17 protein-coding genes are annotated in these 15573 nt (G+C 61.1%); 8 read left to right on the forward strand and 9 right to left on the reverse strand.

The genetic code is table 11. The annotated features are described in order from the left end of the window. The first annotated feature begins 18 nt into the window (after positions 1–18). The gene (gene cysB, locus M2497_RS09825) at positions 19–993 is read left to right on the forward strand and encodes an HTH-type transcriptional regulator CysB (RefSeq protein WP_012722988.1); all 975 of its coding nucleotides are present in this window, start codon (positions 19–21) and stop codon (positions 991–993) included. A gap of 9 nt (positions 994–1002) precedes the next feature. On the opposite strand, the gene M2497_RS09830 is transcribed toward cysB, so the two are convergent. Both M2497_RS09830 and M2497_RS09835 read right to left on the reverse strand, forming a co-directional pair. Further along, the gene (locus tag M2497_RS09830) at positions 1003–1485 is read right to left on the reverse strand and encodes a transcription elongation factor GreAB (protein ID WP_248487145.1); all 483 of its coding nucleotides are present in this window, start codon (positions 1483–1485) and stop codon (positions 1003–1005) included. A 5-nt stretch (positions 1486–1490) separates the two neighbouring features. Further along, positions 1491–1859, reverse strand: coding sequence for a hypothetical protein (locus tag M2497_RS09835; RefSeq protein WP_248487147.1), 369 nt, complete (start codon positions 1857–1859; stop codon positions 1491–1493). Between the two features lie 132 nt (positions 1860–1991). Between M2497_RS09835 and earP the strand changes: the two genes are divergently transcribed. Next, positions 1992–3125, forward strand: coding sequence for an elongation factor P maturation arginine rhamnosyltransferase EarP (gene earP, locus M2497_RS09840; RefSeq protein WP_248487149.1), 1134 nt, complete (start codon positions 1992–1994; stop codon positions 3123–3125). 49 nt (positions 3126–3174) lie between these two features. After that, positions 3175–3747 carry an elongation factor P gene (locus tag M2497_RS09845; protein ID WP_248487152.1) on the forward strand — a complete coding sequence of 191 codons (573 nt, stop codon included), beginning with the start codon at positions 3175–3177 and terminating at the stop codon, positions 3745–3747. A 65-nt stretch (positions 3748–3812) separates the two neighbouring features. On the opposite strand, the gene M2497_RS09850 is transcribed toward M2497_RS09845, so the two are convergent. From M2497_RS09850 to M2497_RS09865, 4 genes are all read right to left on the reverse strand, one after another. Further along, on the reverse strand, positions 3813–4829 hold the full coding sequence (locus M2497_RS09850) for an alpha/beta hydrolase (RefSeq protein WP_092247699.1): 1017 nt from the start codon (positions 4827–4829) through the stop codon (positions 3813–3815). Between the two features lie 28 nt (positions 4830–4857). Further along, positions 4858–5277, reverse strand: a complete 420-nt coding sequence (locus tag M2497_RS09855) for an organic hydroperoxide resistance protein (protein WP_071488523.1) — start codon at positions 5275–5277, stop codon at positions 4858–4860. 158 nt (positions 5278–5435) lie between these two features. Further along, positions 5436–5888 carry a MarR family transcriptional regulator gene (locus M2497_RS09860; protein ID WP_179028935.1) on the reverse strand — a complete coding sequence of 151 codons (453 nt, stop codon included), beginning with the start codon at positions 5886–5888 and terminating at the stop codon, positions 5436–5438. 80 nt (positions 5889–5968) lie between these two features. Then, positions 5969–6919, reverse strand: coding sequence for a LysR family transcriptional regulator (locus M2497_RS09865; RefSeq protein ID WP_248487154.1), 951 nt, complete (start codon positions 6917–6919; stop codon positions 5969–5971). A 109-nt stretch (positions 6920–7028) separates the two neighbouring features. On the opposite strand from M2497_RS09865, the gene M2497_RS09870 reads away from it, so the two are divergent. Continuing rightward, the gene (locus tag M2497_RS09870) at positions 7029–7778 is read left to right on the forward strand and encodes a sulfite exporter TauE/SafE family protein (protein WP_248487156.1); all 750 of its coding nucleotides are present in this window, start codon (positions 7029–7031) and stop codon (positions 7776–7778) included. Here M2497_RS09870 and M2497_RS09875 read toward each other — a convergent pair. Next, entirely contained in the window at positions 7768–8649 is an 882-nt protein-coding gene (locus M2497_RS09875) for a LysR family transcriptional regulator (protein WP_248487158.1), read from the reverse strand. The two genes, M2497_RS09870 and M2497_RS09875, sit on opposite strands and share 11 nt — an antisense overlap. A 70-nt stretch (positions 8650–8719) precedes the next feature. Between M2497_RS09875 and M2497_RS09880 the strand changes: the two genes are divergently transcribed. Together M2497_RS09880 and M2497_RS09885 are read left to right on the forward strand one after the other, a co-directional pair. After that, positions 8720–8926, forward strand: coding sequence for a DUF1127 domain-containing protein (locus M2497_RS09880; RefSeq protein ID WP_071496297.1), 207 nt, complete (start codon positions 8720–8722; stop codon positions 8924–8926). Between the two features lie 45 nt (positions 8927–8971). Then, on the forward strand, positions 8972–10201 hold the full coding sequence (locus tag M2497_RS09885; RefSeq protein WP_248487161.1) for a winged helix-turn-helix domain-containing protein: 1230 nt from the start codon (positions 8972–8974) through the stop codon (positions 10199–10201). A 117-nt stretch (positions 10202–10318) separates the two neighbouring features. On the opposite strand, the gene M2497_RS09890 is transcribed toward M2497_RS09885, so the two are convergent. Then, positions 10319–11665, reverse strand: coding sequence for a 3-deoxy-7-phosphoheptulonate synthase class II (locus tag M2497_RS09890; RefSeq protein WP_058427961.1), 1347 nt, complete (start codon positions 11663–11665; stop codon positions 10319–10321). Positions 11666–11789: 124 nt separating this feature from the next. On the opposite strand from M2497_RS09890, the gene M2497_RS09895 reads away from it, so the two are divergent. Further along, the gene (locus tag M2497_RS09895; RefSeq protein ID WP_179028839.1) at positions 11790–12545 is read left to right on the forward strand and encodes a spermidine synthase; all 756 of its coding nucleotides are present in this window, start codon (positions 11790–11792) and stop codon (positions 12543–12545) included. A gap of 120 nt (positions 12546–12665) precedes the next feature. Here M2497_RS09895 and M2497_RS09900 read toward each other — a convergent pair whose 3' ends face one another. Further along, the gene (locus M2497_RS09900; protein ID WP_248487163.1) at positions 12666–13457 is read right to left on the reverse strand and encodes a crotonase/enoyl-CoA hydratase family protein; all 792 of its coding nucleotides are present in this window, start codon (positions 13455–13457) and stop codon (positions 12666–12668) included. A 423-nt stretch (positions 13458–13880) separates the two neighbouring features. On the opposite strand from M2497_RS09900, the gene M2497_RS09905 reads away from it, so the two are divergent. Beyond that, on the forward strand, positions 13881–15554 hold the full coding sequence (locus M2497_RS09905) for a DEAD/DEAH box helicase (RefSeq protein ID WP_058427958.1): 1674 nt from the start codon (positions 13881–13883) through the stop codon (positions 15552–15554). Positions 15555–15573 lie beyond the last annotated feature (19 nt).

Raw genomic sequence — 15573 nt, forward strand, 5'->3', positions numbered from 1 at the left:
CTGCTTTGAGGGACACATATGAAGCTTCAACAACTGCGCTACATCTGGGAAGTGGCGCACCACGACCTCAACGTTTCCGCTACCGCTCAAAGCCTCTACACCTCGCAACCCGGTATCAGCAAGCAGATCCGCCTGCTCGAAGACGAGTTGGGCGTCGAAGTGTTTGCGCGCAGCGGCAAGCACCTCACCCGTGTCACCCCGGCCGGTGAGCGCATCATCACCACCGCCGGCGAGATCCTGCGCAAAGTCGAAAGCATCAAGCAGATCGCCCAGGAATTCTCCAACGAGAAGAAAGGCACCCTGTCCATCGCCACCACCCACACCCAGGCACGTTACGCATTGCCGCCGGTGATCCGCGATTTCATCAAGCAGTACCCGGATGTGGCCCTGCACATGCACCAGGGTTCGCCGATGCAGATCGCCGAAATGGCCGCTGACGGCACCGTCGATTTCGCCATTGCCACCGAGGCTCTTGAGCTGTTCGGCGACCTGGTGATGATGCCGTGCTACCGCTGGAACCGTTGTGTGGTTGTACCGCAAGGTCACCCCTTGGCCAAGCTGCCGAAGCTGACCCTGGAAGCCCTGGCCGAATACCCGATCGTGACCTACGTGTTCGGTTTCACCGGCCGTTCCAAGCTCGACGAAGCCTTCAGTCATCGTGGCCTCACGCCGAAAGTGGTGTTCACTGCCGCCGACGCCGACGTGATCAAGACTTATGTACGCCTGGGCCTGGGCGTGGGCATCGTCGCCAAGATGGCGGTCGACACGGCCCTCGACAAAGACCTGGTGGTGCTCGATGCCAGCGAGCTGTTCGAGTCCAGCGTGACCAAGATCGGCTTCCGTCGTGGCACCTTCCTGCGTGGCTTCATGTGCGATTTCATCGAGAAGTTTGCGCCGCACCTGACCCGTGAAGTCATGGCCAAGGCGATCCAGTGCCACAACAAGCAGGAGCTGGAAGAACTGTTCGACGGCGTTGAATTGCCCGTCCATTAAGCCAGCGGTTTATTTGGCCTCGGTAACCGTAAAATGTTGCCGGGCGCCTGCCACCAGAATCTCCACCTCATCGCCTTCGAACTTGCCCAGCAGGCTTTTGCCCAGTGGTGAGCGCGGGGTGATGACGGTCACCGGTTGTCCAACCACGTCAACCTTCAAACCGGCCGCATCCGGCGCCAGGAACAGCCATTGCTGGCGACTGCTCTCATCTTCCAGGCCCAGCAGGGTGCCGACTTCTATACCGCGCTGATCATCGTAGGCCCGTAATGGCAGGTTCTGGCACAGCGCCAACGCCTGCTTGATCTCCTCGACGCGCTTGGCTTGCCCGGCCGCCAGGTAGGATGCCTCCAGCCCGAGGGTGTCGTACTTGTTTTCAGCGATGTTTTCTTCGTGGGTCGCGGTTTCGTAGGCGGTCTGCGCGGCGCGCTGGGCGATGTCGAGGTCGACGCTGAGCTTTTCCAGGATGAGCAGGTGGACGGCGTGTTTATTCATGGTCATCAATCGCAGAATTGCAGGACATTGGCCCGGGTCTTTTCGTTGGGAGCGTTCTGGTCCTGTTGCAGCCAGAACTGGCATTTGGGGTTGGACAGGTTGCGCGCATTGTTGCGCGCCTGGTCCAGGCTCTGTTGCTGCTCCTGTTTCTGCAGGTTCTGCTGATACTGCTCGAACATGCGATTCGGCGGTTCAGGCGCGGCCACCGCAGGCTTGCCCAATTGCTGCACTGCCTGGGCCACCGGCGCCAGGCTCTGGGGGAACAGGTAGCGCGACGCCAGCCAGGTGGTCAGCACGATGGCGATAAACCCCAGCCATACGCCAAACGAGATAGCGGCACTGAGCTTGAACAGCGACAACGGACGATCAGACATGAGGCCCTCCTGGCAGGCATTGACGGCGTGGCGGCGATTGTCGCACAGCCACCGTGCAGAATAATCGTGATCAAGCCTTCTGCATCCGCACATTTATGCGGACAATCGAACCTTTGAGCGTTGGAGCCCGGAATGAAAGCCCGCTGGGATATTTTTTGCAGCGTCGTCGACAACTTCGGCGACATCGGCGTGACCTGGCGCCTGGCCCGGCAACTGGTGGCGGAACACGCCTGTGATGTGCGCTTATGGGTTGACGACCTGCGCGCATTCGAACGCATGTGCCCTGAGATTGATGTGCAGCTCGATCAACAATGGCAGGAAGGCGTCGAAGTGCGTCATTGGCCGGCCGAGTGGGTGGGCGCGCCCGCGGCGGATGTGGTGATCGCCGCGTTTGCCTGCCAGTTGCCGCCTGAGTATATGGAGGCCATGGCCGAGCGTGAACGCACGCCGGTGTGGATGAACCTGGATTACCTCAGTGCCGAGGAATGGGTCGTGGGTTGCCACCGGCTGCCGTCGGTGAAGTTCAAGGGCGTGCAGAAGTACTTCTTCTTCCCCGGATTCCGCCCCGGCACCGGCGGCCTTTTGCGTGAGGCCGGGTTGCTGGAACAGCGTCGGGCTTTTCAGCAGGATGCGAGTGCGCAGCAAGACTTCCTGCAAACCTTGGGTGTGTTTCCCACAGCCGGTGCGCGGCTGATCTCACTGTTTGCCTACGAAAACGCCGGGCTCGCCAGTTGGTTGGACGAGTTATCGACGGACGGGCGTGCCACTCATCTATTGGTGCCGGAGGGGCGCATTCTGGGCGATGTGCAGCGCTGGCTGGGTCTGGATCGGCTGGTGGCGGGGGATATCCACCAGCGCGGCTCGCTGACCGTGCAGGTCATCGCTTTCGTGCGTCAGGAGCAATACGACCGCCTGCTGTGGTGCTGTGACTTCAATGCCGTGCGCGGCGAAGACTCGTTCGTGCGCGCCCAGTGGGCCGGGCGCCCACTGCTGTGGCATATCTATCGACAGGACGAAGATATTCACCTCGACAAACTCGATGCCTTTCTGGATCTGTACACCGCCGGTTTGTCACCCGCTGCAAGGCAGGCGTTGATCGGGCTCTGGCAAGCCTGGAACACGGAGGGCGATATGGCCCAACCGTGGAAAATGCTGCTGGAACATTGGCCGGAGGTCAGCCAGCATGCCGAAACATGGTGTCTGGAACAGGGCTTGCAGGCCGATCTTGCGACGGCGCTGGTGAAGTTTTATGAAAGTTGGATATGATACGCCACCTTGAATTTTGTAAATCCCATCCAAATTTCGGATATATGCAATGAAAACTGGTAAAGAACTGAAACCCGGTACAGTGATCCGTCTCGAAAACGACCCTTGGCTGGTTCAGAAAGCTGAGTTCACCAAGTCTGGTCGTAACAGCGCCATCATGAAGACCAAGCTGAAGAACCTGCTGACCGGTTACAAGACCGAGATCGTCTACAGCGCCGATGACAAACTGGACGACGTAATCCTCGACCGCAAAGAAGCGACCCTGTCCTTCATCAGCGGCGACACCTACACGTTCATGGACACCACCGACTACACCATGTACGAGCTGAACGCTGAAGATATCGAAGCCGTTCTGCCGTTCGTGGAAGAAGGCATGGAAGACATCTGCGAAGCGATTTTCTTCGAAGACCGCCTGGTTTCCGTAGAACTGCCAACCACTATCGTGCGTCAGGTTGACTACACCGAAGGTTCCGCTCGCGGCGACACGTCGGGCAAGGTGATGAAGCCAGCCAAACTGAAAAACGGTACCGAACTCGCCGTTGCGGATTTCATCGAAATCGGCGACCTGATCGAGATCGATACCCGCGAAGGCGGTTCGTACAAAGGTCGCGCCAAGAAGTAATTCTGGCCCCGCAGATACGAAAAAAAGCCCGACCTTGAGTCGGGCTTTTTCGTGGGCGCTGTTTTTTACTTCAAGTGTTGCTTCAGCTCATCCGAGGCCTGGAGCAATGCGGAGCGGACTGCCGGGACTTGGCTGACCACGTTGAGCAAACCGTAGTCGTGAATCATGCCGTTGTAGCGCACGGCAGTCACCGGTACACCGGCTGCGTCCAGCTTGCGGGCGTAGGCTTCACCCTCATCCCGCAGCACATCGGCGCTGGCTGTCTGGATCAGCGCAGGTGGCAAGCCTTTGAGCTGGTCGGTGGTGGCCCGCAGCGGCGAGGCATAGACCTCGGCGCGCTGGTTGGCGTCGGTGGTGTAGTTGTCCCAGAACCACTTCATCATGTTGCGGGTCAGGAAGTGCCCTTCGGCGTACTGGTTGTAGGACGCGGTGTCGAAATTGGCGTCGGTCACCGGCCATAGCAACAATTGGAACTTGATCGCCGGTGTGCCCTTATCCTTGGCCATCAGGCTGACCACTGCCGCCATGTTGCCGCCGACACTGTTGCCCGCGACCGCCAGGCGCTTGCCATCGACATTGATCTCTTTACCGTGCTCGGCTACCCATTTTGTGGCGCCGTAGGCCTGGTTGATCGCCACCGGGTAATGGGCTTCCGGCGAAGGCGTGTAGTTGACGAACACCGCCACTGCTCCCGAACCCACCACCAGATCCCGCACCAGGCGCTCATGGGTCGGGTAATCCCCCAGCACCCAGCCGCCACCGTGGAAGAACATGAACACAGGCAATGTGCCCTTGACCCCGGCTGGCCGCACGATGGTCAGGTCCAGCGGCTTGCCGTCGACCTGGATGGTCTTCTGGCTCACATCCGCCTTGGGCAAGGTCAGCTTCACACCGGCCTGGGCGCCGGTCAGTACGGCACGGGCGTCCTTGGGCGTCAGTTGTTCCATCGGTTTGCCGTTGCCTGCGTTCAACACATCCAGGAAGGCCTGGGTGTTGTGCTCGACTTCACCGGTCGCCGCAAAGGCGTGGGTGATGGACAAGGCGAGCAGGGTGCCGGTGAGCGCTTTACCAATTGTGTTCATTTCGTTCTCCAGGGGCGGCCGGTTTCATTTAGACGATCACGTGCAGGCGTACATCGACGTTGCCACGGGTGGCGTTGGAGTAAGGGCAGACTTGGTGGGCGGCGTCGACCAGGCTCTGCGCGTCGTCCTGGGCCAGGCCGGGCAGGCTGATGTGCAGGTCGATGTCCAGGCCGAAACCGCCGGGGATCTGGCCGATGCCAACGTGGGCGGTGATCGAGGCGTCATCCGGGATTTTGCGTTTGGTCTGGCTGGCGACGAATTTCAGGGCACCGATGAAGCAGGCCGAGTAGCCGGCAGCGAACAGTTGTTCAGGGTTGGTGGCCTGGCCGCCGGCACCGCCCAGTTCTTTGGGGGTGGAGAGTTTGACGTCGAGGATGTTGTCGCTGGAAACAGCACGACCATCACGGCCGCCGGTGGCGGTAGCTACTGCGGTGTAGAGCGTTTGCATGGTGTTTTCCTCTTTGTTGTTAGCGCTAAATGTTTGCGCGCTAAGTAGTTGGTGAGGCGAATGTATAGCGCTAATGTTTAGCGCGCAAGATAAATTTTCAAATTTTTTCAAATTCAACCTGCAGGGGCCGGCTTGGCGGCTCCTGCAAGGGGAGAGGTTTAAACGCTGGCTTGCAGGTTGGCGCGCAACGCGATCAGGTCGCTTTGCAACTTGCGCAATTGCTCCAGCTCCAGGCCGCTGGCACCCAGGATGCACTGGGGAATGCCCATGGCCTTGTCTTGCAACGCCCGGCCTGCGTCGGTCAGCTCCACCACCACCACGCGTTCATCTTCACGGCTGCGGGTACGGCTGAGTACACCTTCGGCTTCCAGGCGCTTGAGCAATGGGGTGAGCGAACCCGGGTCGGTCAGCAGGCGGCTGCTGATTTCGCCGACAGTCAAACCATCCTCTTCCCACAACACCATCATGGCCAGGTACTGCGGATAGGTCAGGCCAAGCGCTTGCAACAACGGCTTGTAGACCTTGGTCATCAGCAGCGAGGTGGAGTGCAGGGCGAAGCACAGCTGGTTATCCAGCATCAGCGATTCGCACGGATCAGGGTTCTTACTCATGGCTGTACCTCGAAAAAGCATGTCTGGGCTGGAATCTAGCGGGCAAATCTTTAATGCGCCAGATAATTCTGTCCGAGCGGTCAGACCAAGCCACTCTGTAGCGCCAGGTCCCAAGGTGGCACCGGACTGAAGCGCGATTTCAGATATTCCAGCAGCAGTCGGCTGCGGGCATTGGGCTGCTGTTCCAGGCGCAGCGCATAGATGCCGGTGGTCTCGGGACTGGGCAGGCCGCCTTCGCAGAACAAAGGCAGCAGTTCGCCGCGCACCAGGTATTCGCTGGCCAGCCACGTGGGGAGGTGGGCAATGCCCAGCCCGGCCAAGGCGCCAGACAACAAGGCTTCAGCGTTATTGGCGCTCATGCGGATGCGCTGCGGTCGATAGGTGGCACGGCGCCCATCCAGCTCGAAGCGCCAGGCGAACGTCGGCGCCAGGCCATCCCAGTCCAACCCGTCATGTTCGCTCAGTTCCCGAGGGTGGATCGGCGTGCCCCGGCTTTTCAGATAGGCCGGGCTGGCGCACGCGATGCGCACGATGCTGGCCAAGGGCGTGGCGATCAACCGCGTGTCGACGAGATGGCCGGCGCGCAGCACTAGGTCCACCTTGCCCAGGTGCGCGCCCTGCATATCCACAAAGCTGTCGATCAGATGCAGGTGCACATCCAGTCCCGGGTAGACATTGAGGAAATCCGCGATCACCGGCGCCAGATGCCGTCGACCAAATGCCGCTGGTGCATCGACTCGGATGAGGCCTTCCGGCGCATGGCTGAGGGACACCGCTTCGGCCCGCGCCAGTTGCAGCTCGCTGACAATCCGCCGTGCCCGCTCGGCGAAGGCCAGCCCCGCCGGAGTCGGCACTACGGCGTGGGTGCTGCGCTGGAATAAGCGGCTGCCCACCGAGCTTTCCAGGCTGTCGATCCGCCGTGCTACCGCCGACGGCGTCAGCGGATGGCGGCGTGCGGCCGCGGAGAAACTGCCGGTCTCCAGTACATCGAGAAACAGGCTCAGTTGATCGGTCAGAGGATTGGGGTTCATCGTAGCGTCGCTTATGCGAGATTGGCACAGCCATTGTGCGTTGCTGTGCGTTTCCGCGCCAGAGCCGACTGCGTAGCATGCAAGGCCTGGGATTGCGGAGTAACAAGCGGTGTTGGATTTAATGATGTACCTGATCTTGGGCGCGGCCCTCGGCACGGTGGGCGGCCTGTTTGGCATTGGCGGTGGGTTGATTGCCATCCCGGTGCTGGGCGTGTTGTTCGGCCTGGACCAGCAATTGGCCCAAGGCACCGCCTTGGTAATGGTGGTGCCCAACGTGATGCTGGCGCTGTGGCGCTATCACCAGCGCAACCGTATCGAGCTGCGCCATGCGTTGCCGCTGGGCGTCATGGGTTTCACGTTTGCCTGGCTGGGCTCGATCTGGGCGGTGGGGCTGGATGCGGGTGCGATGCGCATCGGTTTTATCGCCTTCCTGTTGACGCTATCCGCCTATAACCTGCTGCGCATGTTCACCCGTAACGCGCCGCCGACGGCGCAGATGCGTTATTCCTGGCCATGGCTTGGGGTACTGGGTGCCGCCTCCGGGTCCATGGGCGGTTTGTTTGGCGTAGGCGGGGCAGTGGTCGCAACGCCGGTGTTGACCAGTTTGTTCGGCACAACCCAGGTGGTTGCCCAAGGTTTGTCCCTGGCCTTGGCATTGCCGAGCACCGGCGTGACATTGGTCACCTACGCCTGGCACCAGGAAGTGGACTGGATGATCGGCGTGCCGTTGGCCGTTGGCGGCCTGCTCAGCATCAGTTGGGGCGTGAAGGTCGCCCATGCATTGCCGGAGCGCGTGCTGCGCGGCCTGTTCTGCGGCTTCCTGGTGGTGTGCGCGGTGATGCTGACTTTTAAAGTTTGAATCCTTCGAGGATGTACTCCGCCAGGCAGTCAGTGATGGGGGAGGTCATCGCCGGGTTGCGTAGCAATCGAAGCGTCATCGATGGCAGCGGCGGAAAACCTTCTTCGCTGCCGAGCACCCGCAGATCGTCGGTCACCAGGCTTTCCATGCTGACCATCACCGCCAGGCCGGAACTCACCACGGCCTGAATCGCCGCCACGTTGGAACTGTGGTAGGCCAGTCGGTAGTCCCGCCCCGCGGCGTCCAGTGCCGCACGGGTCCACTGGGTGCAGAAGCTGTCGACCCCGGAAATTGCCAGCGGCAGCGCGTCGTGTTCGTCCACGCAGAAGCAAGGCGCGGCCACCCACACCATGCGCTCGGTACGCAGCAACTCGCCGATTTCATTGCCGGGTTCGCGGCTGATAACGGTCAGCGCCAGGTCCCGGCGCTGCATCAACACCGTCGACGCCTCGCAGTGCATCTCGATCTGGATCAGCGGATATGCCTTGGAAAACCGCTTGAGGATGCCTGGCAGGAAACGCATCACGTAGTCGTCCGGCGTGCCGATGCGCACCAACCCGACCATGTGCGGCTCGCGCAGGGTGTTGAACACTTCGCTGTGCAGTTTCAGGATGCGCCGCGCATAGCCCAGCAAGACCTGGCCCTCGGGCGTCAGCCGCACCTGCCGACCATCGCGTTCGAACAACTTGCGCTGCAATACGTCTTCTTCCAGGCGTTTCATCTGCATGCTCACCGCCGATTGTGTGCGGTTGACCCGTTCGCCAGCGCGGGTAAAGCCGCCCTCGTCAGCGATGGCGACGAAGGTGCGCAGCACTTCAGTGTCGATGCTCGGGTAGCCGGACAATTGATCAATCTCCGAGATGCATTGCATAAAAAACATTCGTTGGATTGATCATAAGGCCAGGCACACACTTGCGCCATCCCCACTGGAGGGCGAGAAGATGAAAGGTCAAAGAGGTTTTGTATTGCTGGCGAAACGTCCGTTTGCCGGGCTGTTTCACAAGGTTGCGCGCTGGCAGGCGCTGCATGAGGAGCGCCAGATGCTGGCGACCTTGAGTGATGATGCGCTCAAGGACATCGGCCTCAATCGCGGCGACGTGGAGCAGGAGCGCCACCTGCATTTCTGGCAAGACCCGCTGCGAAAATAATCGCGGATGCAGTAGGGTAGTCGGCGAGTCCCCACGGAGAAACCCATGCCCGCCGACCTGTCTTTTTCACTCAAGCAAGCTCGACGCATGGCGCTGGCGGCCCAGGGTTTTTCCGGACGCCAGGCGCCTGCACTGATCAAGGCTGCGCACCTCAACCGCATGATCGAGCGCCTGGGCGTGTTGCAGATCGATTCGGTCAATGCCGTGGTGCGCTCCCATTACCTGCCGCTGTTTTCCCGCTTGGGCAACTACTCCCCGCTGATACTTGAACAGGCCGCCTGGAGCCAGGGGCGGCGGCGTTCGCTGTTCGAATATTGGGGGCATGAGGCATCGCTGTTGCCGATGGCGCTGTACCCGCTGATGCGCTGGCGCATGGAGCGGGCCAGGCAAGGGCAGGGCATTTATTCGCAAATGGCACGTTTTGGGCGTGAGCAACAGGCCACTATTCAGCGGGTGCTGCAGACCGTCGAGCAACAGGGCGCGCTGGGTGCCGGCAGCTTGTCGACCCGCGAGGAGCGCGCCGGCCCGTGGTGGGACTGGAGCGACGAAAAGCACGCGTTGGAATGGCTGTTTGCCGCTGGCCTGGTCACGGTCGCCGGCCGGCGCGGGTTCGAGCGGCTCTATGATTTGCCGGAGCGGGTCATTCCCGGCGATATCCTTCAAACCTCTGTGACTGAAACCGAGGCCCAGCGCGGCTTATTGCTGCACAGCGCCACCGCGTTGGGGGTCGGTACTGAAAAAGACCTGCGTGATTACTTCCGTCTCGACCCGGCCGACAGCCGCACTCGCCTTGCTGAATTGGTGGAAGACGGTCGATTGTTGACGTGCCAGGTACAAAGCTGGAAACAACCGGCGTACTGCCTGCCCGATGCCAAAGTGCCGCGCAAAGTGCCGGCCAGCGCCTTGTTGTCGCCATTTGATTCGCTGGTCTGGGAGCGCAGTCGCACCGAGCGGCTGTTCGACTTCCGTTACCGGCTGGAGATCTATACCCCGCAAGACAAGCGGGTGTACGGCTACTACGTGCTGCCGTTCCTGCACAACGAGCGGATCGCCGCGCGCGTCGACCTGCGTGCCGAACGCGCCAATGGGCGCCTGGCGGTGCATGCGGTGCACGAAGAAGAGCCGGGGTTGGATGAGGAAGGGATGTTGGCGCTGGCGCAGAACCTGCGGCAAATGGCCGACTGGCTGGGGCTGGAGCAGGTGCAGCTCAACTGCCAAAGGCCCAGTGCCGACCGGTTGCGGGCGGCGATGATCAGCATGGGGGTTGGTCTTTAGGGCCTCATCGGGGGCAAGTCGAATCGTCGCACCGCCCCTCCCACACTTGAATGTATTCACAGATCAAAATGTGGGAGGGGGCTTGCCCCCGATGAGGCCCTGAAGGCAACTGAAAACTCAGCGTTTGACTTGCTTCAATGTCTCGGCAATCAGAAACGCCAACTCCAGCGACTGATCGGCATTCATGCGTGGGTCGCAGTGGGTGTGATAACGGTCCGACAATCCATCCTCGGTGATCGGCCGCGCGCCACCGATGCATTCGGTGACGTTCTGCCCGGTCATCTCGATATGGATCCCGCCCGCATAGGTGCCTTCGGCCTGGTGCACCTGGAAGAATTCCTTCACCTCGCCCAGGATCTGCGCAAAGTCGCGGGTCTTGTAGCCGCTGCTGGCCTTGATGGTGTTGCCATGCATTGGGTCCGAGCTCCACAGCACTTGCTTGCCCTCGCGCTGCACGGCGCGAATCAGGTGGGGCAGGTGATCGCCGACCTTGCCGGCGCCCATGCGCGCGATCAGGTTGAGGCGGCCGGGGTCGTTGTCCGGGTTGAGGATATCGATCAGGCGGATCAGGTCATCCGGGTTCATGCTCGGCCCGACCTTGACCCCGATCGGGTTGTTCACCCCGCGCAGGAACTCGACGTGGGCACCGTCCAACTGGCGAGTGCGGTCGCCGATCCACAGCATATGCGCCGAGCAGTCGTAGTAGTCGTTGGTCAGGCTGTCGCGGCGCACGAAGGCTTGTTCATAGTTGAGCAGCAGCGCTTCATGGGCGGTGAAGAAGCTGGTCTCGCGTAGTTGCGGCGAGCTGTCCATGCCGCAGGCGCGCATGAAGGCCAGGGTTTCGTCGATGCGGTCGGCCAACTGGCTGTACTTCTCGGCCAGCGCGGAGTTGGCGATGAAATCCAGGTTCCACTTGTGCACCTGGTGCAGGTCGGCAAAACCGCCCTGGGCAAAGGCGCGCAGCAGGTTAAGGGTGGCAGTGGACTGGTGGTAGGACTGCAGCAGGCGGTCCGGGTCCGGCACGCGGCTTTTTTCGTCGAAACCGATGCCATTGACGATGTCGCCACGGTAGGCGGGCAGTGTGACACCGTCGATGGTTTCATCATTGGCCGAACGCGGCTTGGCGAACTGGCCCGCCATGCGCCCGACCTTGACCACCGGGCAGCCGGCGGCGAAGGTCATCACGATAGCCATTTGCAGCAGCACTTTGAACGTGTCGCGGATTTTTGCGGCGGAGAACTCGGCAAAGCTCTCGGCGCAATCGCCGCCTTGCAGCAGGAATGCGCGGCCCTGGGTCACCTCGGCAAACTGGCGGCGCAACTCGCGGGCCTCCCCGGCGAACACCAGTGGCGGGTAGCTGGCCAGGTTCTGCTCCACTTGCAGCAAGTGTGCAGCGTCCGGGTACCGGGGTTGTTGCTGGATCGGCAGGGCGCGCCAGCTGTCGGGGCTCCAGGGTTGGCTCATCATGAACTCGATTGGCTGATTGACGGTGGGGCGCCAATGTTATCAGCAATTAGTGCGTGACCTGTTGCCGTCGGTTGGCCGACAATCGCGCCTTTGCCGTGCAGCAAACCCGTTAGGAGTAGTGATGACCGAGGAGCGTGTCGAGCGCCTGCTGGCCGAAGTCCATGATGATTTCGGCATGATCCGTGTGCTCGAAGTGGCCGATTACCGTTTTCTCGAGTTTGGCGACGCCATCGAGCAAAGCTGCGTGTTCACCGCTGATCCGAGCTGGCTGGAGTACGACTACACCCGTGCGATGCTGATCGGTGCGTTGTGTCATGAACAACCCGAGAGCGCGCTGTTCCTCGGCCTGGGCGCCGGCACGCTGACCCAGGCGTGCCTCAAGTTCCTGCCGCTGGAAGATGTGGAAGCCATCGAACTGCGCCCCGATGTGCCACGTCTGGCCATTGAGTTCCTTGGGCTGGATGACGACCCGCGGCTGTACATCCGCATTGGCGACGCATTGCAATTGCTGGAGACAGCCGAGTCGGCCGACCTGATTTTCGTCGACCTCTATACCGATGTCGGTCCCGGCGTCGGGCATCTGGCGTGGACCTTCCTGGAGAACTGCCAGAAAAAACTCAACCCTGGCGGTTGGCTGGTGATCAACCAATGGGCCACCGATGATGGCAAGCCGCTGGGCGCGGCATTGTTGCGCGGGTTGTATCACCGGCATTACTGGGAGCTGCCGGTGAAGGAGGGCAATGTGATTTTGCTGGTGCCTTCGGAGTTGGATCAGGAGCTGGATATGCAAGCTTTGACGGCGCGTGCCGAGGCATTGGTGCCACGCCTGGGGTATTCGTTGCAGGCGTTGATCAAGGCGATCCGGCCGGCTACTTGATTGCCTGAACTGGCCCTTTCGCGGGCAAGCCCGCTCCCACATTTGGACTGCATTCCCCTGTTGAAATGCATTCCCCTGTGGGAGCGGGCTTGCCCGCGAAGAGGCCATCACTGACGACGACTAAATACCTTTGAACACCCCTGGCCGCTTCTCCACCATCGCCAGCACCCCTTCCTTGGCATCCTCGCTATTGAGCAGTTTATCCACCATCGGCTGTAATGCGGCGGCCGCCACGGTCTCGCCTTCCATCCGCGCCAGCCGTGCCGACATCAACGTAGCCTGCACGCCCAGCGGTGCCTGGCGGGCGATGCGGTTGGCGAGTTCGACGGCGCGGGGCAGCAAGTCCTCGCTGGCCATCACTTCCTGCACCAGGCCCAGGCGCAGGGCTTCATGGGCATCGAATTCGTCGCCGGTGAGCAGCCAGCGCATCGCGTTGCCCCAGCCGGCGATCTGATGAAGGCGCAGCGTCGCGCCGCCGAACGGAAAGATGCCACGCTGCACTTCCATCTGCGCAAAGCGCGTGTTGCTCGCACAGAGGTTGATATCTGCGGCCAGCATCAACTCTATCCCGATGGTCAGGCAGTAGCCCTGGGCCGCGACGATCACCGGTTTGCTCACGCGCGGGCCGGCAAACACGCCCCACGGATCACAACCGCCCAGAGGCGGCTGCCAGCCACTGGCCATCACGCTGCTGACATTGGCCAGGTCCAGCCCGGCGGTAAAGTGGTCGCCATGGGCAAATACCACGGCCACCCGAGCGTCGTCATTTCGATCAAATTCGCCATACGCCAGGCTCAGCTCATTGAGCAGGTCGAGGTCGAACGCGTTGCGTTTGGCCACCCGGTCCAGACCCAAAAGCAAGACATGACCCTGGAGTTCACGGCTGACGCGGCTGCTGCTGGCTTGATTCATCGGGTGTGCCCTCGGGCGCGGGGAAAGGTTTCGGACCAAAGGACCGCAAAGGTCAGGTGAACCGTTTAAGCGTTATGACCAGCAGGGCCGGGCCTCTGAAAAATAGACCCTGGCGGTGTTATCTGCAAAGACTGTGATGCAGCGCGGTTTATCGGTGCCTTACGATAAAAAAAGCTCCCTTTTTCAGCTATTTCCGGTATAGTGCGCGCCGGCCTTTAACCGGGCCGCGTTTAGGTAGCGCAATTCCCCGAAGTCAGCTTCGGCTGCACGTCCGCACAGCGGACTCTCCCTTGACGAATCTTTTTCATTCATTCGTTTTCGCAAATCCCCGCCGACAAAGCAGCCAGGGCGACTCTTGAGTCTCAACACGGCATGCGCAGCTTTGGAGCATGGGTCTTTGCGGATGCACTTAGAGGCAGACCCATGACCCAGGAAACCGGCGGCTTCGCCGCTTTTAATCTTAACCCGAATATTCTTGCAGCAGTCGCAGCGACCGGCTACGAAGAACCTTCGGCGATTCAGCAGCAATCGATCCCGATCATCATGGCCGGCCAGGACATGATTGGCCAGGCGCAAACCGGTACCGGTAAAACCGCCGCGTTCGCCCTGCCTATCCTGCATTGCATCGATCCTGCCAAGCGCGAACCGCAAGCCCTGATCCTGGCGCCAACTCGTGAGTTGGCGCTGCAAGTAGCAACCGCTTTTGAAACCTACGCCAAGCAAATGCCAGGCGTAACCGTTGTGGCCGTTTACGGTGGCGCGCCTATGGGCCCGCAACTCAAGGCAATCCGCAATGGCGCACAGATCGTTGTCGCCACCCCGGGCCGTCTGTGCGACCACCTGCGTCGTGACGAGAAAGTCCTGTCGACCGTGAACCACCTGGTTCTGGACGAAGCTGACGAAATGTTGAAGCTGGGCTTCATGGATGACCTGGAAGTCATCTTCAAGGCACTGCCACCGACCCGTCAGACTGTATTGTTCTCGGCCACCCTGCCGCAGTCGATCCGTGCCATTGCCGAACGCCACCTGCGCGATCCGCAACACGTGAAAATCCAGACCAAGACCCAGACCGTTACCGCGATCGAACAGGCTCACCTGTTGGTTCACGCTGACCAGAAGACCTCGGCTGTATTGAGCCTGCTGGAAGTCGAAGACTTCGACGCCCTGATCATGTTCGTGCGCACCAAGCAAGCGACCCTGGACCTGGCCAGTGCCCTGGAAGCCAAGGGCTACAAAGCCGCTGCGCTGAACGGTGACATCGCCCAGAACCAGCGTGAGCGCGTGATCGACTCCCTCAAGGATGGCCGCCTGGACATCGTTGTAGCGACCGACGTTGCTGCCCGTGGCCTCGACGTTCCACGTATCACCCACGTGTTCAACGTTGACATGCCATACGACCCAGAGTCCTACGTGCACCGTATCGGCCGTACCGGCCGTGCCGGTCGCGAAGGTCGTGCACTGCTGCTGGTGACTCCGCGTGAGCGCCGCATGCTGCAAGTGATCGAGCGTGTGACCGGTCAGAAAGTCGCTGAAGTGCGCCTGCCGGATGCCCAGGCAGTTCTCGATGCCCGCATCAAGAAACTGACCAACAGCCTGGCGCCACTGGTGGCCGACGCTGAATCGACCCACGGCGACCTGCTGGACCGCCTGACCGCCGACATCGGTTGCACCCCGCGTGCCCTGGCTGCAGCCCTGCTGCGCAAGGCAACCAACGGTCAGGCCCTGACCCTGGCGGCCATCGAGAAAGAACGTCCACTGGTGCCGAACAGCGCGCCACGCGGTGATCGTCCAGAGCGTTCCGGCGACCGTCCAGACCGTGGTGATCGTGAGCGTCGTGCTCCGGTTCCATTGGCTGAAGGCCGTGCGCGTTGCCGTACCGCGCTGGGCGCGCGTGATGGCATTGCTGCCAAGAACCTGCTGGGCGCTATCCTCAATGAGGGTGGCCTGGCACGTGAAGCCATCGGTCGCATCCAGGTCCGTGACAGCTTCTCCCTGGTGGAGCTGCCTGAAGACGGTCTGGAAAAACTGCTGACCAAGCTGAAAGACACTCGCGTTGCCGGTAAGCAGCTCAAACTGCGTCGCTACCGCGAAGATTGATCCGCCCTTGGGCTGATTG

Source organism: Pseudomonas sp. CYM-20-01 (assembly GCF_023169845.1).
Lineage (GTDB): Bacteria > Pseudomonadota > Gammaproteobacteria > Pseudomonadales > Pseudomonadaceae > Aquipseudomonas > Aquipseudomonas azotoformans.